At 53.2% G+C, this 25327-nt stretch carries 26 protein-coding genes, 1 tRNA gene and 1 pseudogene; 15 read left to right on the top strand and 13 right to left on the bottom strand.

The window, feature by feature from the left end:
- Positions 1–87: 87 nt before the first annotated feature.
- A complete protein-coding gene (mazG, locus tag SIB41_RS11145) occupies positions 88–1002 on the bottom strand; it encodes a nucleoside triphosphate pyrophosphohydrolase (protein WP_413358990.1) in 915 nt (304 codons plus the stop codon).
- Positions 956–1447 (bottom strand): metal-binding protein, encoded by a 492-nt coding sequence (locus SIB41_RS11140; RefSeq protein ID WP_063420720.1) that lies wholly within the window; start codon positions 1445–1447, stop codon positions 956–958. The genes mazG and SIB41_RS11140 overlap by 47 nt, the downstream gene beginning before the upstream one ends.
- 56 nt (positions 1448–1503) lie before the next feature.
- Here SIB41_RS11140 and SIB41_RS11135 point away from each other — a divergent pair.
- Together SIB41_RS11135 and SIB41_RS11130 are read left to right on the top strand one after the other, a co-directional pair.
- Positions 1504–1575, top strand: a tRNA-Val gene (locus tag SIB41_RS11135).
- A 706-nt stretch (positions 1576–2281) separates the two neighbouring features.
- Positions 2282–2632 (top strand): hypothetical protein, encoded by a 351-nt coding sequence (locus SIB41_RS11130; protein ID WP_063416364.1) that lies wholly within the window; start codon positions 2282–2284, stop codon positions 2630–2632.
- A 178-nt stretch (positions 2633–2810) separates the two neighbouring features.
- Here the strand turns inward: SIB41_RS11130 and SIB41_RS11125 are convergent, their stop codons facing one another.
- Positions 2811–3215, bottom strand: a complete 405-nt coding sequence (locus tag SIB41_RS11125; protein ID WP_413358987.1) for a Fur family transcriptional regulator — start codon at positions 3213–3215, stop codon at positions 2811–2813.
- Between the two features lie 831 nt (positions 3216–4046).
- Between SIB41_RS11125 and SIB41_RS11120 the strand changes: the two genes are divergently transcribed.
- The 3 genes from SIB41_RS11120 to SIB41_RS11110 are packed head-to-tail and all read left to right on the top strand — an operon-like array spanning position 4047 to position 6989.
- Entirely contained in the window at positions 4047–5003 is a 957-nt protein-coding gene (locus SIB41_RS11120) for a permease (RefSeq protein ID WP_413358984.1), read from the top strand.
- A 13-nt stretch (positions 5004–5016) separates the two neighbouring features.
- Positions 5017–5670, top strand: a complete 654-nt coding sequence (locus SIB41_RS11115) for a TIGR03943 family putative permease subunit (RefSeq protein WP_413358981.1) — start codon at positions 5017–5019, stop codon at positions 5668–5670.
- Complete coding sequence (locus SIB41_RS11110) at positions 5667–6989, top strand: hypothetical protein (RefSeq protein WP_413358979.1); 1323 nt, start codon at positions 5667–5669, stop codon at positions 6987–6989. The genes SIB41_RS11115 and SIB41_RS11110 overlap by 4 nt, the downstream gene beginning before the upstream one ends.
- A gap of 15 nt (positions 6990–7004) precedes the next feature.
- Here SIB41_RS11110 and SIB41_RS11105 read toward each other — a convergent pair whose 3' ends face one another.
- On the bottom strand, positions 7005–8108 hold the full coding sequence (locus SIB41_RS11105; protein ID WP_413358977.1) for a hypothetical protein: 1104 nt from the start codon (positions 8106–8108) through the stop codon (positions 7005–7007).
- A 53-nt stretch (positions 8109–8161) separates the two neighbouring features.
- Positions 8162–9091: a metal ABC transporter substrate-binding protein gene (locus SIB41_RS11100; protein ID WP_413358975.1), complete on the bottom strand. Its 930-nt coding sequence runs from the start codon at positions 9089–9091 to the stop codon at positions 8162–8164.
- A gap of 122 nt (positions 9092–9213) precedes the next feature.
- Between SIB41_RS11100 and SIB41_RS11095 the strand changes: the two genes are divergently transcribed.
- The gene (locus tag SIB41_RS11095; protein WP_413361527.1) at positions 9214–9891 is read left to right on the top strand and encodes a metal ABC transporter ATP-binding protein; all 678 of its coding nucleotides are present in this window, start codon (positions 9214–9216) and stop codon (positions 9889–9891) included.
- Complete coding sequence (locus SIB41_RS11090; RefSeq protein WP_063420712.1) at positions 9884–10660, top strand: metal ABC transporter permease; 777 nt, start codon at positions 9884–9886, stop codon at positions 10658–10660. The genes SIB41_RS11095 and SIB41_RS11090 overlap by 8 nt, the downstream gene beginning before the upstream one ends.
- Before the next feature lie 147 nt (positions 10661–10807).
- Here the strand turns inward: SIB41_RS11090 and SIB41_RS11085 are convergent, their stop codons facing one another.
- From SIB41_RS11085 to SIB41_RS11070, 4 genes are all read right to left on the bottom strand, one after another.
- Positions 10808–11047 (bottom strand): hypothetical protein, encoded by a 240-nt coding sequence (locus tag SIB41_RS11085; protein ID WP_063420711.1) that lies wholly within the window; start codon positions 11045–11047, stop codon positions 10808–10810.
- An 81-nt stretch (positions 11048–11128) separates the two neighbouring features.
- Positions 11129–11797 carry a pyridoxamine 5'-phosphate oxidase gene (pdxH, locus tag SIB41_RS11080; protein ID WP_413361525.1) on the bottom strand — a complete coding sequence of 223 codons (669 nt, stop codon included), beginning with the start codon at positions 11795–11797 and terminating at the stop codon, positions 11129–11131.
- A 188-nt stretch (positions 11798–11985) separates the two neighbouring features.
- Positions 11986–12654, bottom strand: a complete 669-nt coding sequence (locus SIB41_RS11075; protein ID WP_413358972.1) for a pentapeptide repeat-containing protein — start codon at positions 12652–12654, stop codon at positions 11986–11988.
- Entirely contained in the window at positions 12654–12959 is a 306-nt protein-coding gene (locus SIB41_RS11070; protein ID WP_011131561.1) for an ArsR/SmtB family transcription factor, read from the bottom strand. The genes SIB41_RS11075 and SIB41_RS11070 overlap by 1 nt, the downstream gene beginning before the upstream one ends.
- A 326-nt stretch (positions 12960–13285) precedes the next feature.
- Here SIB41_RS11070 and acsF point away from each other — a divergent pair, with 326 nt between their 5' ends.
- Positions 13286–14335 (top strand): magnesium-protoporphyrin IX monomethyl ester (oxidative) cyclase, encoded by a 1050-nt coding sequence (gene acsF / locus SIB41_RS11065; RefSeq protein WP_413358970.1) that lies wholly within the window; start codon positions 13286–13288, stop codon positions 14333–14335.
- Positions 14336–14430: 95 nt separating this feature from the next.
- Here the strand turns inward: acsF and SIB41_RS11060 are convergent, their stop codons facing one another.
- From SIB41_RS11060 to SIB41_RS11050, 3 genes are all read right to left on the bottom strand, one after another.
- Positions 14431–14796: a 2Fe-2S iron-sulfur cluster-binding protein gene (locus SIB41_RS11060; RefSeq protein ID WP_011131559.1), complete on the bottom strand. Its 366-nt coding sequence runs from the start codon at positions 14794–14796 to the stop codon at positions 14431–14433.
- 135 nt (positions 14797–14931) lie between these two features.
- A complete protein-coding gene (locus SIB41_RS11055; protein ID WP_063407577.1) occupies positions 14932–15261 on the bottom strand; it encodes a hypothetical protein in 330 nt (109 codons plus the stop codon).
- Positions 15262–16139: 878 nt separating this feature from the next.
- Positions 16140–16397, bottom strand: a complete 258-nt coding sequence (locus tag SIB41_RS11050) for a hypothetical protein (RefSeq protein ID WP_063398958.1) — start codon at positions 16395–16397, stop codon at positions 16140–16142.
- 58 nt (positions 16398–16455) lie between these two features.
- Between SIB41_RS11050 and SIB41_RS11045 the strand changes: the two genes are divergently transcribed.
- The 5 genes from SIB41_RS11045 to SIB41_RS11025 are packed head-to-tail and all read left to right on the top strand — an operon-like array spanning position 16456 to position 22339.
- Entirely contained in the window at positions 16456–16905 is a 450-nt protein-coding gene (locus SIB41_RS11045; protein ID WP_413358967.1) for a protein phosphatase, read from the top strand.
- Positions 16906–16965: 60 nt separating this feature from the next.
- Positions 16966–19773, top strand: coding sequence for a valine--tRNA ligase (locus SIB41_RS11040; protein ID WP_413358964.1), 2808 nt, complete (start codon positions 16966–16968; stop codon positions 19771–19773).
- Positions 19774–19777: 4 nt separating this feature from the next.
- Positions 19778–20755, top strand: coding sequence for an ATP-binding cassette domain-containing protein (locus SIB41_RS11035; RefSeq protein ID WP_063420868.1), 978 nt, complete (start codon positions 19778–19780; stop codon positions 20753–20755).
- Positions 20752–21549 (top strand): ABC transporter permease, encoded by a 798-nt coding sequence (locus SIB41_RS11030; RefSeq protein ID WP_063420706.1) that lies wholly within the window; start codon positions 20752–20754, stop codon positions 21547–21549. The genes SIB41_RS11035 and SIB41_RS11030 overlap by 4 nt, the downstream gene beginning before the upstream one ends.
- A gap of 1 nt (position 21550) precedes the next feature.
- Positions 21551–22339, top strand: a complete 789-nt coding sequence (locus tag SIB41_RS11025; protein WP_413358961.1) for an ABC transporter permease — start codon at positions 21551–21553, stop codon at positions 22337–22339.
- A 37-nt stretch (positions 22340–22376) separates the two neighbouring features.
- On the opposite strand, the pseudogene SIB41_RS11020 reads toward SIB41_RS11025, so the two are convergent.
- Positions 22377–22478, bottom strand: a pseudogene (locus SIB41_RS11020) (BBE domain-containing protein); the annotation flags it as partial.
- 324 nt (positions 22479–22802) lie between these two features.
- Between SIB41_RS11020 and SIB41_RS11015 the strand changes: the two are divergent.
- Complete coding sequence (locus SIB41_RS11015) at positions 22803–23486, top strand: FecR domain-containing protein (RefSeq protein ID WP_413358958.1); 684 nt, start codon at positions 22803–22805, stop codon at positions 23484–23486.
- Positions 23483–25306 (top strand): CHASE2 domain-containing protein, encoded by a 1824-nt coding sequence (locus SIB41_RS11010; protein WP_413358956.1) that lies wholly within the window; start codon positions 23483–23485, stop codon positions 25304–25306. Before SIB41_RS11015 ends, SIB41_RS11010 begins: the two co-directional genes overlap by 4 nt.
- Positions 25307–25327 lie beyond the last annotated feature (21 nt).

The raw sequence follows: 25327 nt of genomic DNA, 5'->3' as shown, positions 1-25327 counted from the left end.
TCTCTGGCTTTACCTGAAGTAGATGGCTTGAGTTTGAGGTTGTAAATTTAGGCTATAGAACTTGTTCTCATAAGCCTTCAATGTGTGTTAATTCGATATCTTTTTGTCGTCAGCCTCTTCTCGAATTGCTGCTTTGGCTTCTTGCCAAAGTTGTTCTAGTTTCGTCAGTGCTTGGCCGCTTAGCTGGCCCTCGAGTGCTGCTTCAACGCGAGAAAAGCGATCAAGAAAGCGTTGGTTTGTACCTGCAAGGCCTTCTTCTGGGTTTAGGCCGCACCAGCGAGCAACATTCACAAGAGTGAACAGCACATCACCAAGTTCTGTTTGTGCATGGGCTTGGTCTTCATGCTCTACCGCCTCTTTGAGTTCCTGGAACTCTTCTTGCACTTTTCCCCATACTCCATCGATGGTGTTCCATTCGAAGCCAACGTTTGCGACCTTTTTGGAGATGGCCATCGCTCCAGCCAGAGCTGGCTGACCCCTCACCTTGCTACGTAGACGATCGCTTAATGGACTGTTCGAGGTTGGGCCGGGCTGCTCACTGGCTTTAATCGATTCCCAACTTTGCCGCACTGCTTCGCTGTCGATTGCGACTGCCTCTGCAAACACATGTGGGTGTCGGCGAATGAGCTTTTTGCTGATGCTTCGGGCGATGTCTTCGAGATTGAAGCGTCCTTCTTCCTTAGCGATCTGAGCATGTAGCACGACCTGCAGCAGAAGATCCCCTAGTTCTTCGCTGAGGTGGTTGTCATCGCCGTTGCGGATGGCGTCGGCCACTTCGTGGGCTTCTTCCAACATGCATGGAATCAAGGAGGAATGGGTCTGCTCCAGATCCCAGGGGCAACCTCCCTTTGGATCCCTGAGCTGGGCCACGATTCTGACCAGCTCCGCGATGGCTTCTGTTGGAGCCAGATGTTGTTCGGCGTCCATGGCCATTGGTTTGTATTGGCCTACCTTCTCATCGATGACGCCAGCGATGCCATTCGGCGGGCAGGGGATCGCCATCGAGAATCAGGTGTAGCCAAACACTGGCTTCCAGCCCGAGCAGCACTGCAAGGATTGGCTGGGGATTAAGTCTTAGCTGCTCATTCAATGCTTTGGCAAGGCTGAGCGGTGCAGGACAACCCAGCGGCTGTAAGAGCATCAGTAGTAGGCCAGTCCAACTCATCAGATAGGCGAGCCTTAGACCGGTACCAATTAGTGGGCCGTGGGAGAAGAGGGAGCGATGGGGAATCAGTTTGCGGTAGGGCCACCAAAGACCTTGCAAGAGCCCCCAGCGCTTCAATGGTTTTGAATAAGTGTCGAGGTCTGGAGACAGCCACAGTCCGCCGACGACAAAGGCCAGCCCACCAATTAGACCACTGGCCAAGCCCATCACAAAGCTCAGGCCGAAGCCAAATGGCAGGCTCCAGAAGCAGGTAGCTTTGTCGTGGTCCTCGCCTGAGGCCATGGCTCTTCTATGGTGATCAAGTCCACCTTGACCTCTTGGGGCACAATTGTCTCTAGGGGCGATTAGCTCAGCGGTAGAGCGCCTGCCTTACAAGCAGGATGTCGCTGGTTCGATCCCAGCATCGCCCATTCATTGGCCTCAATGAATTTTTGGTTTGCCTAAAACTCATAAAAAGCTGTTCACTCAATTCAATGAGCCTTAAATGAGATTGCTAACTGATGGTATTGGCTTGCCAATTTGATTGGCAAGCCAATAAGCTGAATTCTGCACCTTGCATTGTGTCAAGACATGCACCTGAAGCATGTTTCATTGCATCTTTAATTATGAATGTCTTTGAATCTGACTTTTGAGGCCATGATTTAAGCCTTCGCGAACTGAAATCTGTAGTTGAGGATGCTTTTAATGTGCTGATCGGCTTACGGTTTTTACAAAGCATATCGCTTGATGATGAGTCGTGATTAGGGCAAGAAAGTAATGCTCTGATCTTTCCTGAGCCAGGTCTAGAGGAGTTGCTGGTAGGCCGTCTATGTTTCAATTGAGGAGCAATATAAATATTGCCCCAGTTCAGCCATTCTCTCAAATCAATCTGCTTGCAGGGTTTAGAGCTCTCTGCCTGCTCTGCCGATTTAGGCAGGGCTTCATCATGATCCTCATCAATTCAGCATGAGGCGAGCGTCTGATCACAACTCCCTTCAGACCCATGAAGGCTGACCCGCATGATCAGGGCAGGATTCCCAAGTCCTAGGCCTGAAAGGGGTCACTGCAGAGCTAGATTTCTTGCGAATGAAGAATGTCGCTAGGGATGCAATAGTGATGCATCGTTAATTCTTTGAGATGGAAAATGGTCCGCGCCTAGGGATTACGCCAACGGCCGCAGCTGAGCTGGTTCGACAGGCTGCTTTAGCCGGCAAGCCAGGCTTGATGCACCTTGATTTGATTAAGGCCACCTTCGATGAGGGTTGGCTTTACATACGACTCCAGCCTGGTGAATGTGGTGGTGTGCCTGTCGCTCGAGCAGATGGCATCACTCTTTTTGCACCGGTTGGCCAGTTCCATTTACTTTCGGGTCTCACCCTCAATTATTATGGAGATTTGAGTGGTGGCGGTTTCTTGATTAGTGTGCCTGAGGGAGCTGAGGCATCTGCTTGTGGTGGAGGTTTTCGTTTTATAGAAAAAGAACAGTAGTTATTTGTAGCAAGTGCTCTGGCCTATTTAAAATGCCATCTGAATCTTGGCATGGCTAAATTATTCAACTGTGATTTGATTTGCTGGCGATAGCTTTCTTGTTGATCATTTTTATTGCTTTGGTGTATGAACTTTGCAGGAGGTTGGGCCGCTGCCTAAGTGTTTCTTCAGTGAGATTTCAGGTCAGGGTTTGATCCTTTTGGCAGCTCTCACAGTGACCAAAGAACTCAAGTGTGTGGAAGATCAGCTGAAAATTATGACTTTGTTCTTGCGGGATGCTGAGGTTGTGCAAAGGGCAATGCTCGATCGGCAGCGTTTTGCCGCAGTCCACGCATGTGAGGTGATGAAGGTCCCTTTCCACTGGCGCATAGAGGGCTTCACCTGTAGGTAGGTGTCGGCATCTCACCAGTCCTCGTTGTTGAAGCTGGCGCAAGTTTCTGTATACGGTCGCAAGTCCCATGGCATAGGGGCTGTCCTGCAAGGCGCGATACAGCTGTTGACCGCTCATTTCATCGCAACAGCCACGTAGTTCTTTCAAAAGTTGGTTCTGCCGCAGTGTGGGCTGACGCTGATCGACAGGCATGGATGAGCTCGTTCACTTGCTCTTTTAGCTCAGAGGAGCTGGCAAGAGGATTGCTTTTGACAAATTTTTTGCATAAATGATTCTAGACAATCAACGAGCAAGACCATTGCACGAATTCAATTTCATTCAAAAAAGCAGATGTTTGAGCTGATCTCAAGAGAATATAGAATCTTTGATTGACAAACCCTTTGCCTCATTTTGAAATGACATTCATCAGAGCTTTGGTTTGTGATTCAGTTTCAGCAATTCACTCACTGATGTGTCATTCATCGCGCTGATTCATTATCAATGGATAAATTTTATTTTTTTACTGAAAACTAAGCCAGTCCTTCAGGACATATAAGGTCTTTGTTCTCAAGTGGTAGCAACTTCAGTTGCCCTTACGTCGATCGCTAATCAAGCCAGCATCCTGCAAGGGCTGGAGGTGAAAATAAGCGCGTGATTGTTCGAACTGTCACTGATTAATCAGAGCACACAATATTTTTCAGATCAGGGAAGTTCTTTTATTTTTTGCATGATAATAGGATCTGGAAGCGTCTTGATTGGAGTTCTGGCCCTTGCTTTAGCAGTGCTCCCATGAGAGTCAAGTGGAAGAATATCCGCCAGGCTTTTGAACTCACAAGGGCAATTAGCTTTGTCTGATTCTCAGCGCGAGTCAGCCTCTGCTGTGGGTTATAAGTAGTTTTTAAGGTTATTTTGGGTGCTCATGTCATTACATGATGAGCAGCGATCACTGGGCACAAGTGTTCAATCTGATTCATTCAATATCATGAAAAATTCTGCAAAAGAATTCCATTGCTGCAGAATCAGCCACATGCACAGTTGAGCTAGATGGATAGGCTCGCCACAGCTTGGGCGATATTTCAGGGCCTACTGCTTGAAGCGATTCCCTTCCTGTTGCTGGGTGTCACCATTGCTGGTCTGGCCCGCTGGCTTGTACCCCAGGGTGCCTGGATCGGACGTCTCCCCCGGCATCCACTGCTAGCGCCGATCACGGGTGCCTTAATGGGTTTTGCCCTACCTGCTTGTGAATGTGGCAATGTTCCTGTCGCCCGCCGCTTGCTGGCCAGCGGTGCTCCTTTGGGCACAGCCTTCGGCTTTTTGTTTGCAGCGCCAGTCCTGAATCCGATTGTTCTCGCCAGCACCTGGGCCGCTTTCCCTGATCAGTCTTGGTTGCTGATTGCTAGACCACTGGGAGCCTTTCTCATCGCTCTGTTACTCAGTGCTCTTTTGGTGCAGCTACCAGAAGCGCAATTGATTGAATCGTCCCTACTGGCAGAACGGCGTCTTAGCCAGCCCTTGAGCAGCATCGGCCTATTAGAAAGAGGCGCTGGGCTGATCGGAGCCGCGCTACCCGATCCACAACCAACGAGGATCAAGCGACCTCAACTCAGTGAGGTGCTGGAACAAAGCAGCCGGGAATTGCTTGACCTGCTTGCTCTACTCGTACTCGGTTGTGTGATCGCCGCCCTTGTGCAGAGCTGGCTGCCACGCAGTTGGCTATTGGCGGTAGGCAGCTCGCCGACACTCTCGATTGTGGCGTTAATGCTGCTGGCGATTGTGGTCTCGGTGTGCTCAAGCGTGGATGCTTTTCTGGCCCTTGGCTTTGCTGCCCAGGTGACACCAGGAGCCCTGCTGGCGTTCCTGTTATTGGGTCCGGTTGTGGATCTGAAACTTGCAGGTTTGTTCACGGTGTTGCTCAGGCCAAAAGCGATTGGCATCACGGCAATCGTGGCCTGTTTAGGCGTGCTGCTCATCGGCCAGTGGGTCAATTTATGGCAACTTTGAACAGGAGAAAACGATGATGCGTGCCCTGCTTCTGCAGCTGTGGGGATGGATGGTGGTCTGGAGTGTTCATTCAGGTCGCCTCGACCTCCTTCTCGCTGGTGGCTTCCACAAACTTGTCAGTGCTTCAGGAGTGGCGCTGCTGATTGCGGGTGTGATGGTGGGACTGAAAAGCCGCAAGCGGAAAGAATCACTCTCATGGCCCTGGCTGGCCAGTGCTGGGATGGCAGTCCTTGTTTTAGCAGTGCCTCCGCAACCTTCCTTCAGCGACCTGGCAGCCTCGCGCCCGCAAGGCCTACTTGAACCGCCGGATCTTGCTTTCGTGCTGCCGCCTCAACAGCGCACGCTTACGGACTGGGTAAGGCTATTGCGCAGCCAGCCTGACCCGGATCTGGTGGATGGCAATCCTGTCAACATCAGTGGATTTGTGCTCAATAGAGGCGACCAGCCAGCCCAGATCGCACGCCTTACGGTGCGCTGCTGTCTGGCGGATGCCACCCCTGCAGGTCTACCGGTGTCCTGGCCAGTGGACGTTAAACCAAAGGTCAATCAGTGGCTCAAGATTGAAGGGCATATGAAGGTGGAAACACGTCAGGGCCAGAGAGTCGCCGTTGTGGTTCCCGAGACAATCACCCCGATTCAAAGGCCGGAACGACCGCTGGAACCATGAAGCAAAAGATGTGGGTGCTGCTAACAAGCTTCGCGGCTCTGGTACTGGTGCAACAGCAACTGCTACTGAGCCGTCCACCCCGATTGCTGTCACGCACACCGCAGCCCCTTCAGTCAGGTAGTGCTGCCCTTGACCTTCGCTTCAGTCGGCCGATGCAACTAGGGAGCGTGGCGGCAGATAGTCAACTACAACCGGCCCTACTTCACCGTTGGCAGGGGGAGAACAATCTTCTGCGTTTGTTGCTTGATGCCAATCAGAGAATCAAGGCTTCAATTCAGCTGACGGTTGCTGGACAGGATCATCGAGCCCAGGCTCTACCTCCCCAACACTGGTGGTGGGATCCGAGACCCTGGCTGTTAGTGAATCGCCAGGTGGATGGCGGAGACCAACTGCAAGTCCAGAGCCGCGATGGGAGTTGGATACCCCTGAGTCCCACGCTGAATCAGATTCAGAGAGTTGTTCCCCTTGGCAATGGCAAGGGAGCCGCCTTGATCGAAAGGGATAAGGACTGGAAGCAACGACTCTTTTTGCTGCCTTTGTTGCCACGCAATATCACGGCTGATCGCGATCAGCTCGCTGCTCCAAAGGCAGGGAAATTGATGCCATTAGTGCCAGGGCAATATCTTTTTGCTGATCTCAGCAGCAACCTGAACGGTGACCTGCTTGCGCAAACAGGAGGATTCTCTCCAGGAAGTGGACGCACTGAACTGATCAAAGCGGATGGCCAGAGAAGAACCCTTGAGATCAAAGCCTCCGGTCCGATCCAGCTGCTGCCGGCCGGTGGTGGAGCAGTTGTGCCCACCTTCAACGGGCTGACACTGCGTCCATTGATTGAAAACTACAAGACCCCCCAACTCCTCCCCGGGGCAAGGGATCTCGGAGATTTCTGCCAAGCCACGGGCAGGGCAGTGCTCATCCGCCATTGGCCGGACTATCGCCGTTCCATCGAGTTGGTGATTCCAGGATTGCCCCCTAAGCAGCTCTGGCTTGGCGAAGAGTCAGTGCTGGCCTTGAGTTGTGATAACAGGGGCGAGCGTGTTTGGGCGGTTCTTGGTCGCAGGCAGGATCGCCGCATGCAACATGAGCTTGTTCTACTGGATGGCGACGGCTTGGTACTGGGCCGCCGCCAACTAGCACCATGGACTTTTAAGCCACGTTCAATGCTGCAGTTTGACCCTGTGGGCGAACAGTTGTTGATGACCGTCACCAAGCCAGGATGGGATGCAGGTCGAGCGGCTCTGATGGATGCCACCACGCTTGAATGGCTTGAGGTCTTGCCAATACGAATTAAGGAGGCACTTTGGTTGTCCGCAGGGTGATCTATCGCTGTTTGCTTAGAAGCTGAATGTGACGCCGGTGCCGACGTGGTGCTGCCAGCCTTCACCCCAGCCTGAGCCTCCTTCTGAACTGTAGGTGGGCTGCCAGTGGGCGAACAGAACAGTGTTGTTGCCAACTGGGTATGCAACTTCCAGTTCGCCTGCGAAATCGGTGCGCTGTTCGAGTGCGGAGTAGCTGCCTGGTACGTAGAAGCGTGGTCCAGCGTTGAGGCTGATGTTCAACAGGTCGACATTGAAACCGACTCCAAGACGGGGATCGGTGTAGTTGCCCATCCATGTGCCATCCGATTCCCATCCCTGCCGATGCTCGAGAGAGAGATAAACGCCATCGATCAGGTCTTCGAGGCGATCGCCGAGAGCAAAATTGACATCTCCATCGCCCAGTGCCCAAAGCACTTTCGCTCCTAGTTCATTCTTCAGACCCTTAATGTCTTCGCCTTGATTCTTGGTGACGTAGTAGGGATTCCAGGAGACCGAGAGGCTCAGCCGATCGTTAGGGGCATAGCGCGCCTGAAGGAAACCGCGGACATCGGAGCGTTTGTAGTCGGTGTCATGGGACCCATGGCCAGCATGGCCAGCATGGTCGTCATGGCCAGCATGGTCATCATCGTCGTCATGGCCAGCATGCTCATCGCCATGCTCGTCCTCATGCTCGTCCTCATGCTCGGCATGGTCGTCATGCTCATCGCCATGCTCGGCATGCTCATCGTCGCTATGGCTATCCGTCTCTTCGTCATGCTCATCGACATGAACCTTGCCGTAAAAGTGTTCCGCTTCACCCCACACCAGGGCTGGACCAATGGCGGCTTCAATCGCGAAGCTACCGTTATTGCCAAGACCCCACTCCATCACTAAGCCAAACAAACCATCGATGGCGTAGTGCTCAGGGCTGCCCTCGAGGTTGGTTTCGAACCCTCCATGACCTTCGATGGTGATAACGGGTGATGTACGAAATTCACCTGCCTCTAGAGCTTCTGCGCCACCGCCGCCATGGTTGCCACCTGCAACACTGGGGCGGCAGAGGGTGGCATCAAGCGTTGCTGGAGCAAGTAGGAGCGCTAGAAGTAAAAACTTGGGCCGATTGAAGAGACGATGAGACATTGGTTTGTGTAGGAATGAATTGAAAGGGATTTAACAAAGGTGAAATTGATTGTTTAACGAATCGCGGACCAACGCGCCATCAGTTCATCGGCAGCGGCCTGATCACACTGGCCTCCTTGGCCTTGGACGACAGTGCAAATGTTTAGCGTTGCCGTGCCAACTGTGGAGCGATCGGGAGCGAGGCCATCGGCGAACAGAGGGGTGCCATTCACAGGCAGACCAGTGCTGCGGCTGATGCGGCGCAGGGTCTTGCTGACAGGTAGAGATTCAGGGAAAAGGGTTTGGGCGCCGGAGCCTTGCACTTCAGCTGTGATCGTTCGAAGGCTAGAGGGGCGCAAAACGCCTCCGGTGGTAAAGGAATCGAGCATGGTGATTTGTCGTAGCCCATATCGATTCGTGAGGTAGCTATAAGCTTTGTGTTCACTCACGAGAACGCGCTGATTCTCAGGAATCGTGGCGAACTGCTTGCCTCCCCAATCACCAACGCGATTGAGCACGTTAATTGCTTCTGCGGCCCGAGCAGTCAAGGCAGACTGTTGAGTAGAAGGCAGGACAGGAGCGAGACGCTCAGCAATAACGGTCACCATCGCGGCTGAATTGGCGGGATCGTGCCAGACATGGGGGTCTAAGTCCTCATTAATGGGTATTGCTTTCTCCGCCACGGCAACCACCTTGGTTGAGCCGCTGATTTTGTTTGCACTTGGGGTGAGGTTGTAGCCGTTGTGCAACACCAAACTCGCACTGCTCAGAGCCTGTCGGTCGCTGGGTTTGAGCCTGTAGTTGTGGGGATCGCTACCCGGTTGAATCAGGCAAACCACCTTGGCATCTGAGGCCACAAGGGTGCGAGTGAGATCACAGAGCACACCATCAATGGCGACCACGGTTGGCTGACTTGCCTGTGCAGAAACTGGAGTAGCAGAGACTGTGGCTAGAACAAGTAGAGCGTTTATGGCTGAAGGTGTGATACGGCGAGCTGAAGCCAAGATGTTCTAAAATGAGAATGATTCCCATTTTTATGACCAGTCGGGGTTCTGTGCGTTCTCTTGTTTCAGTTCCAAGACAGGACCAAGGTCTTCATCAGTTCGGTGTTGGCATTGCCTCAGCGATGCCGAGCCTCAGCGTGCGAGGGGTCTCCTATGACTACGACAACTGCCCTGCCATTAAGAGCGTTGATCTCGACCTTCACCCTGGGACGCTCACAGCCCTCGTCGGTCCTAATGGTGCTGGTAAGTCCACCCTGCTTCATTTGATTCAGGGTTGCCTTAGAGCGAATCAGGGCACGATTGAAAGCAACGGCAGTATTGCTTTGATGCCACAACGGGCGTCGATCGACTGGTCGTTTCCGATCACGGTGACGCAGATGGTGGAGTTGGGAAGACTGCGTGCGCGCAATCCAGGGCAGCAGCTTTCTGCCCAGCAGCTACTCAATCAGGTTGGGCTGAATGGTCTCGGTGCTCGACGGCTCGACCGGCTGTCAGGAGGCCAGCAGCAGCGGGTGCTGCTGGCACGGGCACTGATGCAGCAGACCAGCATCTTGCTGCTCGATGAACCTTGCAGCGCCATCGACCCGCCGACGCGTGAACACCTACTCACAGTGATGCGCCAGCAAGCAGAATCGGGACAAACCCTACTCGTGAGTAGCCATGATTGGGGCAGTGCCCTCGACAGTTATGACCGAGTGGTGGTGCTCGACGGTACGGTCCTTGCCTGTGGCACCCCCGATGAAGTTCGCCAAAACCTCACCGACATGACTTGCATGATGGGCAGTCACTGCTGTGGATGACTTGGGCGTTTGGTGGCTAACGCCACTGATCCTGGCTCTGATGGTTGGGGTGATCTGCCCGACGACTGGTGCTCTGCTGATTACTCAGCGACGCATCCTTTTAGCCAATCTGATGGCCCATTCGGTCTTGCCAGGGCTGGTGCTTGCGCTTGCATTCGAGCTGGATCCCCTAATCGGTGGTTTGCTGAGCGGTCTGCTTGGTGCGTTGCTGGCAGAACAGCTCAACCATCGCTTCAAAGGTCGGGAGGAGGGCGCAATGAACACCGTGCTGGCGGGTTTCACTGCCCTGGGGGTGCTGCTGGTGCCCCTGCTGCAAGCGCGAATCGATCTGGAAGCCCTTCTTTTTGGAGACATGCTTGCTGGCAACGGTAGTGATGTGATCCGGACGCTGATCGCTGCCGCTGCCTTGCTGCTGCTGTTGCTTAGTCGTTATCAGGATCTTGTGTTTCTCGGTGTGGATCAGGAGGGAGCGATCGCGGCGCGACGACCGGTCATGCAGATCCGTTTCATCACGATTCTGATCACCGCTTTGGTCGTGATCAGCGCAATCACTGCCGTTGGTGTTGTGCTTGTGATTGCCCTGCTTTGCGCTCCTGTGCTGGTGAATCTTGATCGCAGCGAGAGTCTGCGCGTCTTGATGCTGCGCTCTGCTGGCACTGGTGTGCTGCTGAGCAGTGGCGGATTAATGCTGGCGATTTTGCTGGATCTGCCGCCGGGGCCTTTGATTGGGGTTCTTTGTCTGGTGTTGTTGCTTTTTTGGCGCCGTTGACCAAGGTTCAGATTGACATCGCTACTGACGGCAAAAGTTGCTGTGAGCTTCCCTCTCCTAGGCAATAGAGGAGAGAAAGTTCATGAGAGTCTTCTGTGCCAAAAAGTTCAACGCCTGGGCCGCCTATGTTGCTGTCATCGAAGCTCATCAAAAGAAGGCGTTGATCGGCAGAGCTGGAATGCCCAGTCTGGCGATGCTGCCTTTTTCTAAGACTTTTTCACCACTGATTAAGACGGGCTTGCGCTCTGGATCATTGGCTGCTTGGCGAATGGATTCCCGTAACTTGCAGGCATAACGGCTGCCTCCCACGACGCCGCGGCGTGGGCGACCGATTAGGTAGGGAGCCATCCGCATCATGCATTGATGGCTGGGGGTGGTGGACTCCATACCGATCAGACACGACGGACATCCAACTCATCCAAGCTGACAGCAAGCCATTGCGGCTCAAGCTCATCTTGATCAATTAATTCATGGGGCTAAGCGCTCGATGCGCCAGGTTTGCGCATGGTTGCTGTCTTGTTGGGGTCGGTAGCGAAATCGATCGTTTAGCCGGTTCTCGCGTCCCTGCCAGAATTCGAATTCAATCGGAGCCACCCGAAAGCCACCCCAGAACTCAGGGAGGGGTACTTCACCATTGGCGAAGCGACGATTCATTTCTTGCCATTTCATTTCCAGGATCTGGCGCGAGCTGATCACTTGGCTTTGCTGCGATACCCAGACCCCAAGGCGACTCCCGAAGGGCCTTGAGCTGAAATAGGTCTGAGATTCAGCTCTGCTGATGCGCTCAGCAGGGCCCATGATTGCGACTTGCCGCTCAAGGTCATACCAGGGAAATAGCAGGCTCACATTCGGATGCGCAGAAATGTCTTGGGCTTTTCGGCTGCCGTAATTGGTGAAGAACACAAATCCGCGCTTGTCAAAGGCTTTGAGCAGCACTGTGCGGCTGCTGGGGCGTTTGCCATCAAAGGTGCTGAGCACCATGGCTGTGGACTCTTGCAGATCAGCTGCGATGGCTTGCTGAAGCCAGCGACGGAATTGCTCCACTGGATCGGCATCTAGGTCGACACTGCGCAGGCTTGCTCTTTGGTAATTCCGCCTAATCGCTGCTATGTCTTGATCAGGGGAGGGTGCACCCATGGGAGCGATGGGGTTAAGAGGGGACTTAGCCAATGCCGCTTGATGTTCTATCTGTTTAGCAGGGTGTATTACTGCTGAGGCTTAATCCTTTCGGTAGCGGTTTGGAAAGATCTGCATTGGCAGGCCTAATGAAGATCAGCATCAGCGCCTTGCCATGGGCTTAGCAATGGATTGATTGGTTTTGAGTTTTAAGGTTTTAGGCCTTTGGGTAGCAGGGCTCCCTCAAGGCGTGCGCCCTCCAGCTGGGCTCCTTCTAGCTTGCTGTTTCTCAGATCGCATCCACGTAGGCTTGCTTCGCGCAGATCGGCTTCGCTAAAGGATGTGCCGTAGAGGCAGCAGCCAAGCAGGTTGGCTCCGTGCAGATTGGGTCTCTGTAGCAGGGCATAACTAAGGTCTGCGTTGTGGAAATCTGCTTTGCCTAGGTCAGTGAGTTGATCGAGTCCTGAACGGAAATCTGCCTCGACTAGCCGGGTGTGATGCCATCTGCTGCTGGCAGCAATCACGCCTCTTAAGCAACAGCGATGCATGACAGCCTCGCTGAAGTCTGCTTTTTGCATACGGGATCCGGAGAGGTCAGCTTCGTGCCAAAACGATTGCTGAGCTTGAAGATTGGAAAGATCTGCCCCCCATAGCAAGGCTTCTTGAAAACAGCAGCCCTGGACGTTGGCATTGCTTAGCTGGGCATGACCAAAGCGGGCTTCCTTGAAACAGCTGTCGGTGAGTTCGCAGCTTGATAGATCGAGATCAAGACCATCGACTTGAATGAGCTGAAGGCCTGGAAAACAACGCTTGCCATCAGGAAGGGCTTGTCGTAATTGGTCGAGGTTTTGTGGGCAAAGGGAAGGGATCTCCTCCATCAAATGATGGAGGAGAGCTCGTCGAGCTGTTGGCGGCGGGCGGTCATGATCAGTTTTTGCGCCTGGCTAATGAGTTTGAACACAGCCTTGTCCATCACCTCGTAGTACACGAGGGACCCTTCGGGGCGGCGATGCACCACTCCAGCGATGGTCAGCAGCTTCAGGTGTTTCGATACCAGGGCCTGGCTTAGGTCAGTTTTTTCAACAACGGCGGTTACGTTGAGAGGCCCGCTCCTGAGTGCCTCAAGAACTGCCAGGCGATTGGGCTCTGAGAACACTTTGAAGTACTCGGCGAGGAGCTCCATATCAATAACTTGTATAAAACAGAATAAACTTAGCGTGACCTGCTGAGACTTGATGAGGTATATTAACGCAATAGCGTTATATTAGCTTTAGCGTCCTTGCTGGATTGCTGTCTGGGCCGAAGCCCCTGCAGGCTTGTAGTTACAGGATTGCTGATCAGCCTTGAGGCCTCTAGATCTTGCGGGTTCTTGGGCGCGATTGGCTGTATCCAGGCTGCTTGTGTTCCTGTGTTGTGATTTGGATACTCGGTGTATTTTGCGATTGCCTAAGGAAAAGGACGATTTTTAAAGCAAAGGCCTTATGATCACTTGCCAGTTAGAGCAAGGTGATGACGGCCACTACTGCTACTGCCCCTACCATGAGAGGAGGAGGGAGGAATGAACTACCACCACACCTTGATGACAACCTCCTGACTCCGCGTTTTTACACCACAGAATTCGATAAGGCAGCCAAAACTGATCTTGACATCGCCCGCAAAGATTTTGAGGCGATGTTTAAAGAGATGGAAGCAGACTACAACCTGAAACATTTTGATCGCAAGGCTTCTCTAGAGCGCCTTTCTGAACTCTCTCCTGAGGACAAGGCTATTTATGAGAGCTATTTGGTTCGCTCTGTGGTCTCAGAGTTTTCTGGATTTTTACTCTTTAAGGAGATCTCAAATAGATTCAAGAAAGCAGGCCGTCAGGAATTGGGGCAGTTTTTTACATTTTTAGCAAGGGATGAAGCTCGTCATGCAGGTTTTCTTGGTAGGGCATTAAAGGCAGAAGGAATTAATGTTGATTTGCCAAACTTAGGCAACAAAAGAGCGGCCACATTTTTCCCGCTCAGCTGGGTGCTCTATTCCTTATATCTTTCTGAGAAGATTGGCTATTGGCGTTATATCTTGATTAACCGTCACTTGAATGATAATCCAGAGAGGGTATGTGCGCCTTTATTTGACTTTTTTGAGCCATGGTGTCAGGACGAAAATCGTCATGGTGATTGCATCAATCTGATGATGCGCTGCTGGCCAGGAATGACCAAAGGCTTCCGAGGCAAACTGCTAAGCCGCTTTTTCCTTTGGAGTGTTTTTCTTACTCACACACTCACTGTTTGCGAGCGGGGTGATTTCTACGGTCTTTTGGGTATCGACCCTGTCCTTTTTGATGAGGAGGTGATCATTCAAACCAATAACACTTCTCGCAATGCATTCCCTTGGGTTTACAACTTCGATGATGGCAAATTCCTTGAGATGCGTGTGCAGATCTTAAAGGCATTTCGTCATTGGAGGGAAAGCTCTGGCTTGGCTAAGCCGGTAGCTCTTAGTAAGTTTGTTTCATTGATTCTTAGGCAGTTCGCCTTGCCAATGCAGAAAACAAATGCAGTTCGCTATGGATAAATTCTTCTGCTGAAGAAGACTTGATGAAATCCTGAGAGTTTTCTTCAGCGTACAATACAAGTTATATTTCTGTAGGCTTTGTTGATTGAGTATGCTTACAGATCAAAAGGGCTGCCCGCTTTAGATTTAATGCTACCCAAATCTTTGCCGAACTGCATTTCGTAGACCTCATCTTCATCCTGAGTCTCAACTTCTAGATCTCCAGTTGCTCTTGCCACGCAAAGCAGCCCATATCCTTTGTCGCGCATTTCTTTTGAAAGGCCAATACCAGCCGTTTGATCCATCTCGCCAGATAAAATTCTTACGGCGCATGTTGTGCAACAGCCATTTCTGCATGAAAAAGGCAGCTGCTCTCCACGTGACTCGAAAGAGCGCAGAATATATTCCCCATCTGGCACATCAAAAGTAATTGTGCGGCCTGCTTGGCGGTGGTGGATTGTGATCTTGTGAAGGGATGTCATATGAGTAGCAAGAATGTGAAAGTGTTTTTTCAATGTAGTAAGGATAGGTATTTTTTTAATGCTTCGCTAGCAGATGAGTTTGTAGTGTTGGCTTGGTGTTGATTGAGCACCCGTATCAACTGCCAGTGCAATTATTTATTGAATACTAAGATCCCTATTTGTTGGTGCCGGTGGTAATGAACTTGCATGTTCATGTAATTGATCAACATCTAGTTGAATGCTGCAACTCTCACCACCAAAGCGCATTTTCAGCCAATTGATTGCTGTGAGTTCGTTGGCAACCACTGCTTCCACTCCTGTTCCAGGCAGATTGAATTTCTGAACCAGTTCAGGAGAAAGGTACCAAAAAGCTACATCGTCGCCATTGCGCTTCCGACGTTCGCGAATTGTTTCTCGTAATTGCCCATTGCCGGTCAGTTGGCCGGTAGGGGCCAATAGTACGTAGAGAGCTTGGGTCTCTGACATGGTGAAAAGTGCTTAGAGAAATCCTTTAAATCAATCTTATACGCCAAGTTGTTTTGTCTTTGCAGGATGGAGCTCAGCCTTTAGTGGCAATGCTAGGGCGGTGCTTTGATTGTTTTATAGGTTTTCGCCTTTGCCTTCTCCAGTTTGGTTGTGTGCTCTACGTGGCTGATTGTTCAAGACGATTGCACTGATATTGCGCTTGAATGGAATCTGAAGCCATCAATCACACTGTTTTCAGTTTGTTAGTCGATCCCGTTAGCTCTACTTGCTAAGAGCAGCACCGCCAGGCAATGTCTTCACGCTGCCTACTTTTTCGCTCAAAATATTGAGGATTGATGCGGTTTGTTGTTGGGCCATTGTTCCTTTTTGCAAGAGTTGTCTTAGTTCTTGCCTAAACGTGGGTGATTGTGGCGGGTTTGCCAATCTTGGAAATCGCTCTGAGTTTTGTAGATGAGCTGTGATCACTGAGCGAACACCTCCCAACGATCCTTGCGATTGCTTGCGACCAGGCCGTTGTATCAGTCTTGATTGGGCCTGCTTCGTTGCTGGACACTATTCCTAGAGCTCAAGTTTTGAGATCTGGTTTTTGAAAAGCTTCTCCTGAGATGTCCCCTTTGCTCTCAAGCGAGTGCGTCCAGTGTGTTCAGCCAGCCGATGCTGCCATACCTGAATGGTCCTGATCGAACGTGCTGACCTTGCCAGCTTCGTTGCCTTAACTTTGCCCATCTCATCATCTGCTCTATGGAGTTGCCAGCAAGTGCCATGTCTGCTTGGGGGATCTGGCATCCAGCGGAACCATGCCTCATCGATCAGTGAAGAAGATCTAACGAATGCTTCCTAGGCAGCTCATGAGCAGCTCAGGGGGTCAGCGATCAAGTTCAGTCTTCTGGGAAAAGCAGGTTGGCGAGTTCTTCTGCATCAACGTCATAGACGCGCGCCAGGCTGGTTTCAATGGCGCTGGTCACGTCTCCTGGAAGAAAGCGCATCGCATTGAGCGCATCTTCAGAGATCTCATCAGTGAGCAGCTGATCCTCAGATTCGAGCTTTTCATCATTGATCACGGCCAATACCCACGTGATGTAGGCATCCACCAAATTCGAAAATTCGAGTTCGGGATCGTTCAGATCCAGGGTCATGGGCCCTGCCGGATTAGACACCTCATCAGTCTGCCTTCTGGAGGAGAGGATGTCTGCCATGGACGATTCCCAAGCAATTCTGTTTCAGGGCAAATTGGTTGATTTTGCTTTGGCTGAGCTGGTGCGGCAGCACCGGGATAGCTTTCAGCCCCTCTGGACGGTGGATAGTTGGGCCAAGTTGCTGATCTGGATGGCGCTCAACTGTGGGTTGTCGGGAGAGCGCGAGAGCCTGGAGTTATTTGCCGAGGCTCTGGGCCCAAGGTTGACGGGTCGCTTGCGCGGGTTGTTTTACGAACGAACCTTGGAGGATCTCGAATTGCAGCTGATGGCTGATCCAGCTGAGCCCCAAGTGCTGGTGATGTCTATAGCACCTGGGGCCGTAGTGACACCCCAGCAGGCTTCCAGGGCATTGGATCAGGTGGGGTTGCTGGAAAGGGTTGATTCCGACCGCAGTCGTTGGCAAAGGCTTGATGCGCTAGTCGCTATTCCTTGGAAAGTTTCTCAGTGATGCGGGTGATGGTTTCGAGCCGTCATGGATGCGCCGCGGCCTTTTGCGAGCATGGTTCGAATGCCGTCCACTTCCATCGTGACTGAGCTGAGCGCCGCAGACCCAGCCTTTGTTCAGGCGGCTGATGCCCTTGCTAAGACCTATGACCCAGCTGGTACTGAGAGTCGCTGGCAGTGCGCATGGGAGGAGAGTGGTGCTTTTCACCCTGACCCACAGGCTGCAGGCGAGCCTTTTTCGGTGGTGATCCCCCCCCCAAACGTGACCGGCAGTTTGCATATGGGGCATGCCTTCAATACGGCTCTGATCGACACAATCGTGCGTTTTCAGCGCTTGCAAGGAAAAAATGTGCTCTGTCTGCCTGGGACCGATCACGCATCGATTGCTGTGCAGACCATTCTTGAAAAGCAGCTCAAGGCTGAAGCGATCAGTCGTTATGACTTAGGCCGGGAGGCCTTTCTTGAACGTGCCTGGGCCTGGAAGGAGGAAAGCGGTGGGCGGATTGTTGATCAGCTTCGCCGCTTGGGTTACTCGGTTGACTGGCAGCGTCAGCGCTTCACTTTGGATGAAGGTCTCAGTGCGGCTGTTCGTGAAGCTTTTGTTCGCTTACATGAGCAGGGCTTGATCTATCGAGGTGAGTACCTTGTGAATTGGTGCCCGGCTTCCGGATCGGCAGTGAGCGATTTGGAGGTTGAGATGAAGGAAGTCGATGGTCATTTGTGGCACTTGCGCTATCCCCTAACGGGTGGCCCAGCCGCTGATGGCACTACTCATCTTGAAGTGGCCACAACTCGCCCTGAAACCATGCTTGGCGATGTGGCTGTTGCGGTGAATCCGGCCGACGAGCGTTATCGCCATTTGGTGGGTCAAACCCTCACATTGCCCCTGCTGGGAAGAGAGATTCCCGTGATTGCTGATGATCATGTGGATCAGGATTTTGGGACTGGTTGCGTCAAGGTGACACCCGCCCATGACCCCAACGATTTTGCGATTGGACGGCGGCACGACTTGCCTCAGATCACGGTGATGAACAAAAACGGAAGCATGAATGGTCATGCCGGTCGTTTTGAGGGGCTGGATCGCTTTGAGGCCCGCAAGGCAGTGGTGGCGGCCTTGCAGGAGGAGGGCCTATTGGTGAAAGTGGAGCCCCATCGCCATAGCGTTCCTTATTCCGACCGGGGCAAGGTGCCGGTGGAGCCTTTGCTTTCCACTCAGTGGTTCGTGCGTATGGAACCTCTAGCGGCCCGTTGCCATCAGTGTTTGGATCATGGAGCACCTCGCTTCGTACCCAATCGTTGGCAAAAGGTCTATCGCGATTGGCTCACTGAGATTCGTGATTGGTGCATCAGCCGGCAGCTGTGGTGGGGCCATCGCATTCCTGCCTGGTTTGTTGTCAGTGAGACTCACAATCAGTTGACCGATGCCACTCCTTATCTGGTGGCTCGCTCGGAGGAGGAGGCATGGCAGCAGGCTCGTGATCAGTTTGGAGAGGCTGTGGTCATCCAGCAGGATGAAGATGTTCTTGATACCTGGTTTTCCAGTGGTCTTTGGCCCTTCTCCACCATGGGCTGGCCTGATCAAGAGAGTGCAGACCTTGAATGTTGGTATCCCACCAGCACTTTGGTCACAGGCTTCGACATCATCTTTTTCTGGGTGGCGAGGATGACGATGATGGCTGGTGCCTTTACCGGTCGCATGCCGTTCGCAGACGTCTATATCCATGGCTTGGTGCGGGATGAGCAGAATCGCAAGATGAGCAAAAGCGCCGGCAATGGTATTGATCCGTTGTTGCTAATTGAGCGTTATGGCACCGATGCTTTGCGCTTTGCTCTGGTGCGTGAAGTTGCCGGAGCTGGTCAAGACATCCGCTTGGATTACGACCGTAAGAGCGACACCTCCGCGACAGTGGAGGCGGCCCGGAACTTCGCTAATAAGCTCTGGAATGCCACTCGTTTTGCCCTGATGAATCTGGGTGGAGAGACGCCGGCGTCGCTTGGTGAGCCTGATCCCGCGAGCTTGCAACTCGCGGATCGTTGGATTCTTTCTCGCCTAGCTCGCATGAATTGCGATGTTGCTGAGCGCTACGACAGTTATCGCCTTGGTGAGGCGGCTAAATGCCTTTATGAGTTCGCTTGGAACGATATTTGCGACTGGTATTTAGAGCTGAGTAAACGACGGCTACATCCGGGTGAAGATGCCAGTGGTGAAGTTCTGGCGGATCAGTGCACAGCTCGTCAGGTGTTGGCCAAGGTGCTTGCGGATCTATTGGTGATGCTTCATCCATTAATGCCTCATTTGAGCGAAGAACTTTGGCATGGGTTAACTGGTGCGCCCAAAGATACTTTTCTGGCTTTGCAAAGCTGGCCAGCAAGCAATAAATCATTTCTTGATGACGCTCTTGAGCTGTCGTTTACTGAGCTGATTGAGGCCATCCGGGTGGTGCGTAATTTGCGTGCAGTTGCTGGTCTGAAGCCAGCTCAGACGGTGCCGGTTCAATTCATTACAGGCCGCCCTGAGCTGGCGGCTTTGTTAGAGCAGGCGACTGCGGATATCACAGCTCTCACGCGTGCTGAGAGCGTGGTGGTGGCGACCAGTGCTGATCTGACGCAGCGCTGCTTAGCCGGTGTTAGTGGGGAGTTGCAAGTGCTGTTGCCCATCGATGGATTGGTGGATCTGGATGCTCTTAGGGGTCGCTTGGAGAAGGATTTAGCTAAGGCAGAGAAAGAGATTGCTGGTCTGGCGGGTCGCTTGGCCAATCCGAATTTCGCAATCAAAGCTCCGCCGAACGTCGTTGAGGAATGCCAATCCAACCTTGCTGAGGCTGAGGCTCAGGCTGAGCTTGCGCGTCAGCGGTTGTCCGATTTGGGCTGATGTGGTGATTGAGGTAGAGCAGCTCAGTAAGACCTATCAAGTCGCGGATAAGAGCCCTGGTTTTGTTGGCACGCTCAACCATTTTTTTCGCCGCAAGACTCATGATGTTCAAGCGGTTCGTCATGTGAGCTTCAGCATCCAGCCAGGGGAAATGGTGGGCTTTCTTGGTGCCAACGGTGCGGGAAAAACCACCACCTTGAAAATGCTTTGCGGCTTAATTCATCCCAGCGCAGGAAGGGTCCATGTCGCTGGTTATGTGCCTCAGCGACGTCAGGCTGCTTTTCTCAAGCAGATCACTTTGGTGATGGGTCAGAAGCAGCAGCTGATCTGGGACTTGCCGCCACTCGATTCGCTCTCGGTCAATGCTGCGGTCTATGGCATTGGAGAGAAGGAGGCCCGATACCGCATTAATGAGTTGGCGGAGATGTTGGAGATCGCAGAAGAGCTCACCCGCCCGGTGCGTAAGTTGTCCCTTGGACAGCGCATGAAGGCTGAGTTATTAGCGGCCCTATTGCATCGTCCCTCGGTGCTTTTTCTTGATGAACCGACCCTTGGCTTGGATGTGAATGCTCAGGCGAGGGTGCGTAGTTTCCTGGCCGAGTACAACCGTCAAACGGGCGCAACGGTGTTGCTGACAAGTCACTACATGGCCGACATCACTGCTTTGTGTTCGAGGGTGTTATTGATTCATCAAGGAGAGCTCATTCACGATGGTGGCCTTGATGCATTAGCCACGAGCCTGTCTCCCTTCCGTCAGGTTCGTCTTGAGCTCAATCGGTCAGCTTCCCCGGAAGACTTCGTCGGTTATGGCGAGTTGGAAGCACTGGATGATCGAGCCGTGCGTCTTCTGGTTTCACGCAGTGAGCTCACTGAGGTTGTGGCACGTCTGCTGGCCAATTTTGATGTTTTGGATCTTGAAGTTAATGATCCACCGATCGATGAATTGATTGGCAGCCTGTTCCGTAAGGGGAGGGTTGTATGAAGATTGCTGGCCTGTCTTGGCCTGTGGTGAGGGCCTTGTTGGCTTCTCAGCACGCCAACATGGTTCAGTATCGCGCTGAGATTGCTCTTTGGGCTCTCTCGGGTGTGCTGCCTTTCATCATGTTGAGCCTTTGGAGTCAAAGTGATGCTGGAGCGTCATTTGGCTTCAAGGGGGTGGGCTTGGCCCGTTATTACCTCAGCGTCTTCATGGTGCGTCAGTTTTCAGTGGTTTGGGTGGTTTTTGCCTTTGAGGAGGATGCCTTGCTCGGGCGTTTATCTCCCTTTTTGCTCCAGCCTCTGCATCCACTTTGGCGTTATGTGGCTGCTCATGTGGCTGAACGAGTCACTCGTTTTCCTTTTTCTATTGGCATTGCAGCCATTTTTTTCTTGCTTTATCCAACGTCTTTTTGGTTACCGTCGCTTGGCCAGTTCTTGTTGGCTTGTCTGGCCATCTTGCTGGCTTTTAGTATCAATTTTTTGCTACAGAGTTTGATTGCCGCACTCTGTTTTTGGAGTGAGAAGGCTAGTGCTTTAGAGCGCTTGCTATTGATTCCATATCTCTATTGCTCTGGTTGGTTGGTCCCTATTGCTGCCTTCCCAGATGCGGCGCGAACGGTTTGTTTCTGGACACCGTTTCCCTATCTGATTGATTTTCCGGCACGGGTTCTGGCGGGTTTGCCTGTTGATTTTGTTGCTGGCTTTGCGGCTCAGTTGTTTTGGTTGATGCTGTTGCTGCCGTTGGTGGTAATTGCTTGGCGCGCTGGGGTGCGTCGCTATACAGCGATGGGTGCTTGAGATGGGGCGCTACTTGCTCAGCTTGAAGCGTTTTTGGGGCACGGCATTGGCTGGGCAGTTGGAGTATCAGGCCAACATGCTGATCGATTTGCTGGCCATGGTCGGCAGTTTGGCTGGCAGCATCTTTGTGCTGTCTGTGTTCTTTGGGCAGGGGCGAGATCTGGGTGGTTGGAGTTGGGAAGCTGCCCTTGTGGTTCAGGGCATTTACACCTTTTTGGATGGTGTTTCCAGCACCTGGCTACGACCAAACCTCGGTGCGATTGTCACCCACGTGCGTGAGGGCACTTTGGATTTTGTGCTGTTGAAGCCGATCGACAGCCAGTTTTGGGTCTCGCTACGCATCATGGCGCCGGCGGGCCTTCCGGAAATGGGGTTGGGGTTGGTTTTGATCGTCTGGGCTGCATCCCGGGCAGGCGCATCTTTCAGCCTTGGCACAGTATTGGTCGCTGTTTTGATGCTTTGTGTAGGCGGTGTGATTCTCTATGCCCTGTGGTTTGTGATTGCTGCCACGAGTATCTGGTTCGTGAAGACCTGGAATGCCACTGAAGTGCTACGGGCCGTGCTGGCTTCCGGTCGGTTCCCAGTGAGTGCCTATCCGCCGACTCTGCGCTTGGTGTTCACTTTGGTGTTACCGGTTGCTTTTTTGACCACGGTTCCAGCAGAGGTCATCCTTGGTCGTACGGCCATGCCGATGTTGGCTTTGGGAATGTTTTTGGCTGTGATTTTTTTTGTTGGAAGCCGGGCTTTTTGGCTGTTTGCTTTGCGCTATTACACATCAGCTTCGAGTTGATGTGTTTTGCCGGTGGGCATTGGTTTGAGGCTTGGATTTATTGATCGCTGCCGACCCCATGGTGTACTCGGAAAAGGTTGGTGGGGTTGTAACCCAGTTTGATGCTCAGCAGCTGTTCGTCGTTCGGGCCCAAGAACTCCTGTTGCCAGTTTGGTTAGTGAAATTACCTTCGTTTGACTAGGAGCTGGCGCCAGGTGTGGCTGTGCGAATTAAGGTCATGGCAGTATTCAGATGCTGTTGTTGCTTGTGGCTTCCGCTGGGATTTGCTTTGTGGCCAGGCAATCCACCATTTATCTGACGGTTGCGGTCGATGTCGAGCTTGCATCGGGGGTCGCGCTACCTGTCGAGGTGCCAGTCATTCCCCCCCCAGCGATCTGTTCTGCGATCAGGAAACGCAGAAAACCGGTGCAATGGTCTGCCTCCAATTTTCGCACCAGAATGAGTGAGACCACAGCTTGCACCGATGAGATCCGCCTTCCAACTCGCGATCGTTGCCATCACCTCCGGTGTGTTGATGGCAGCGTCTGGCTCGGCCCAATCCAGACCGATTGCCAGCATTGAGGAAGTGGTCTCACAACCTGCCTTTCAACGCCCGCCTGGGCAAAAAGAAATTGTGGCCCGTAAAGGCCAGTCACTGGAGAACAAGACACTGCTACGTACGGCCACACCCGGCCGGATGCAGATCCGCATGAGCCAGGGCAACCGCAGCTTCCGCATGGGCGGCAACGCATCCCTTCAGATCAACGGCAACACGATCAACCACCGCAGCGGTCAGGTGATTGCCTGGATCGCTCCGGGCGGATCAGGGTTAAGGCCACTTCAAATCCGCACCCGGATCGCCACCGCCGCGATCCGTGGTACGACCCTCTTCATTGATGACCAAGATGACAAGATCATCTTTCTTAGTTGGGAAGGGGAGGTAAGCGTCAATGCCGACTCTGGCGAAGCCTTCTCCCTGAGTGGTGGGCAGGTGCTTACCTATGATGACAGCACTGCCACATGGAGCGGACCTCTCCCGTTGACTCGCAAGCAGGCGATGATCCGGCGTAGGAAGAGCCAGTTGCTCAATGGCTTCCAGGCTCCCATGGAGACCATGCCTGAAGTGGAGGCTGTTTTGAGCCAGGCTCCGATCAAGGCAGGTCCATGAGGCGGATGCCACACCCTCGCCTCTGGTGGTGGGGGCTGGCATTGGTCCTGCCCATCCTGATCGGGATGCCTGCATTGCGGCAGTACCGACCAATCGCAATGCTGGAGCAGCTCGACCTTGAGATCCAAAGTCTCGCCATGCTGCTGCATGGTCGCAAGGAGCCCTCCAACGACCCAGTGATCGTCGCCATCGATGAGACATCACTCGCTGTCGATGCGTTGCTTACCCCGGAAGAGAAGAGCAGTTCCCCCCTATTACAGGCAATGGGACCCTGGCCATGGCCTCGATCACTCCAGGCCGAACTCGCGGCCTATGTGCTTGAGCGTGGTGCTCGAGGAGTGATCTTCAACATCGTGTTTGCCAATCCCAGTGCTTACGGCCCAAAGGATGACCAGCAGTTTTTGGATCGACTCGCTCCCTGGAGGGATCGCATCACGCTTGCCGCTGATTTCGAACGCAACAGCAACGACGGCATTGAGAAACGCAATCTTGTGCTCCCTCCCTGGCCCTGGCCGCGGATTGGTCTGGCCACACTGCTGCTCAGCGATCGAGGACAGGTACGAGCCATTCCCGGCAGCAATTGGAACGAACGTGAACTGCGAAGCTTTCCCGGTCCGCATCCAACAGCGCTGGCCTTCGTGGCGAACGGTCGCCCTCCAACCCGAGAACCCCTTGGCCTTCCTTTCGGCGGTCCAGCAGGTGATTGGCCGACAGTGCCGGCCTGGCAACTTGAGACACAGCCGGATACTGTCTGGAAGGACCGACTCGTCCTGATCGGCACCACGGCTGCCGCGATGGGTCATCATCGTGAAACCCCCTTTGGCCCGGTCAGCGGGGTGGAGGTGCAAGCCGTAGCGATAGCCGCCGTGGCGGACAGCACAGGACTGTTGCCATTGCAAGCTTTCTGGGAGATTCCGCTGCTGATCGGATGGCTCACGGTGGCCGGACTGCTGCTGCTGCGTGCGCGATCGAGCAGAGCAGTGGTGCTCACGACTCTGCTGCTGATCGGGCTGAGTCTGCTGCTGACAGGAGCGATCTGGCTGGGTTTCCAACGTTGGTTACCCCAGGCCGCAGTGCTTGCAGGGCTGGTGCTGGGCGGAGGCACCAAAGCAACACAGACTTGGCTGCAAGAAAGCAGAGAAAGAAATGAGTTGCGGCGTGTGCTGGAGCGGCGCGTATCGCCGAGGCTGCTGCAGAGGATTCTCAAGGAACCGGACCGATTCGGGACCCAACTCGGCGGTCAACACTGCCGCTGTGTGGTTCTGTTCACCGATCTTGTGGGATTCACACGCCTCAGCTCCCAGCTCAAACCAGAGTCACTCTTCAACCTGCTCAATGCCTATTTCGATGGTCTTGCCGGCGCTGTATTAGCCGAGAACGGATTACTCGATAAGTTCATCGGGGATTCATTGATGGCGGAATTCGGCATCCCGGAATCCCGCGGCGATCGCGAGGAAGCTTTGGCGGCAATCCGCGCAGCTCTTGCGATGCAGAAGAGCCTGGCAAGACTGAATGATCAGCTCACAGCGGAACAACGGTCAACATTGAGCCAGGGTATCGGTATGCACTTCGGGGATCTGATCGCCGGAAACCTTGGTTCGAGCGATCGACTGGAGTTCACCGTGATCGGCGCGACGGTGAATGTCGCCAGCCGTCTAGAGGGATTGACCAGGCGGTTCAAGGATTACCCGATCCTGATCAGCGGCGAGCTATTCGCCCTCGTTGATGATGCAGTCGAGGTTGTGGATCTTGGCCCTCAAGCCGTGAAAGGCTTGCCGGAACCGATCAAGGTGTTTGGCCTTGTCAGGCTCATTGGCTAAGGGTGATGAAGACAGGCCTCG

The organism is Prochlorococcus sp. MIT 1201, from assembly GCF_047303415.1.
In the GTDB taxonomy this organism is placed as follows: domain Bacteria; phylum Cyanobacteriota; class Cyanobacteriia; order PCC-6307; family Cyanobiaceae; genus Prochlorococcus; species Prochlorococcus marinus_D.
The sequence above is the reverse complement of the archived record's forward strand: the minus strand, read 5'-3'. Positions and strand labels throughout refer to the sequence as shown.

What these genes read in the sequence shown, in the direction of transcription:
- mazG (WP_413358990.1), bottom strand. Translation starts at nt 1,002, where the DNA reads ATGGCGATCCCCTGCCCGCCGAATGGCATCGCTGGCGTCATCGATGAG.
- SIB41_RS11140 (WP_063420720.1), bottom strand. Translation starts at nt 1,447, where the DNA reads ATGGCCTCAGGCGAGGACCACGACAAAGCTACCTGCTTCTGGAGCCTG.
- SIB41_RS11130 (WP_063416364.1), top strand. Translation starts at nt 2,282, where the DNA reads ATGGAAAATGGTCCGCGCCTAGGGATTACGCCAACGGCCGCAGCTGAG.
- SIB41_RS11125 (WP_413358987.1), bottom strand. Translation starts at nt 3,215, where the DNA reads ATGCCTGTCGATCAGCGTCAGCCCACACTGCGGCAGAACCAACTTTTG.
- SIB41_RS11120 (WP_413358984.1), top strand. Translation starts at nt 4,047, where the DNA reads ATGGATAGGCTCGCCACAGCTTGGGCGATATTTCAGGGCCTACTGCTT.
- SIB41_RS11115 (WP_413358981.1), top strand. Translation starts at nt 5,017, where the DNA reads ATGATGCGTGCCCTGCTTCTGCAGCTGTGGGGATGGATGGTGGTCTGG.
- SIB41_RS11110 (WP_413358979.1), top strand. Translation starts at nt 5,667, where the DNA reads ATGAAGCAAAAGATGTGGGTGCTGCTAACAAGCTTCGCGGCTCTGGTA.
- SIB41_RS11105 (WP_413358977.1), bottom strand. Translation starts at nt 8,108, where the DNA reads ATGTCTCATCGTCTCTTCAATCGGCCCAAGTTTTTACTTCTAGCGCTC.
- SIB41_RS11095 (WP_413361527.1), top strand. Translation starts at nt 9,214, where the DNA reads ATGCCGAGCCTCAGCGTGCGAGGGGTCTCCTATGACTACGACAACTGC.
- SIB41_RS11085 (WP_063420711.1), bottom strand. Translation starts at nt 11,047, where the DNA reads ATGGAGTCCACCACCCCCAGCCATCAATGCATGATGCGGATGGCTCCC.
- pdxH (WP_413361525.1), bottom strand. Translation starts at nt 11,797, where the DNA reads ATGGGTGCACCCTCCCCTGATCAAGACATAGCAGCGATTAGGCGGAAT.
- SIB41_RS11075 (WP_413358972.1), bottom strand. Translation starts at nt 12,654, where the DNA reads ATGGAGGAGATCCCTTCCCTTTGCCCACAAAACCTCGACCAATTACGA.
- SIB41_RS11070 (WP_011131561.1), bottom strand. Translation starts at nt 12,959, where the DNA reads ATGGAGCTCCTCGCCGAGTACTTCAAAGTGTTCTCAGAGCCCAATCGC.
- acsF (WP_413358970.1), top strand. Translation starts at nt 13,286, where the DNA reads ATGACGGCCACTACTGCTACTGCCCCTACCATGAGAGGAGGAGGGAGG.
- SIB41_RS11060 (WP_011131559.1), bottom strand. Translation starts at nt 14,796, where the DNA reads ATGACATCCCTTCACAAGATCACAATCCACCACCGCCAAGCAGGCCGC.
- SIB41_RS11055 (WP_063407577.1), bottom strand. Translation starts at nt 15,261, where the DNA reads ATGTCAGAGACCCAAGCTCTCTACGTACTATTGGCCCCTACCGGCCAA.
- SIB41_RS11050 (WP_063398958.1), bottom strand. Translation starts at nt 16,397, where the DNA reads ATGACCCTGGATCTGAACGATCCCGAACTCGAATTTTCGAATTTGGTG.
- SIB41_RS11045 (WP_413358967.1), top strand. Translation starts at nt 16,456, where the DNA reads ATGGACGATTCCCAAGCAATTCTGTTTCAGGGCAAATTGGTTGATTTT.
- SIB41_RS11040 (WP_413358964.1), top strand. Translation starts at nt 16,966, where the DNA reads ATGCCGTCCACTTCCATCGTGACTGAGCTGAGCGCCGCAGACCCAGCC.
- SIB41_RS11030 (WP_063420706.1), top strand. Translation starts at nt 20,752, where the DNA reads ATGAAGATTGCTGGCCTGTCTTGGCCTGTGGTGAGGGCCTTGTTGGCT.
- SIB41_RS11025 (WP_413358961.1), top strand. Translation starts at nt 21,551, where the DNA reads ATGGGGCGCTACTTGCTCAGCTTGAAGCGTTTTTGGGGCACGGCATTG.
- SIB41_RS11015 (WP_413358958.1), top strand. Translation starts at nt 22,803, where the DNA reads ATGAGATCCGCCTTCCAACTCGCGATCGTTGCCATCACCTCCGGTGTG.
- SIB41_RS11010 (WP_413358956.1), top strand. Translation starts at nt 23,483, where the DNA reads ATGAGGCGGATGCCACACCCTCGCCTCTGGTGGTGGGGGCTGGCATTG.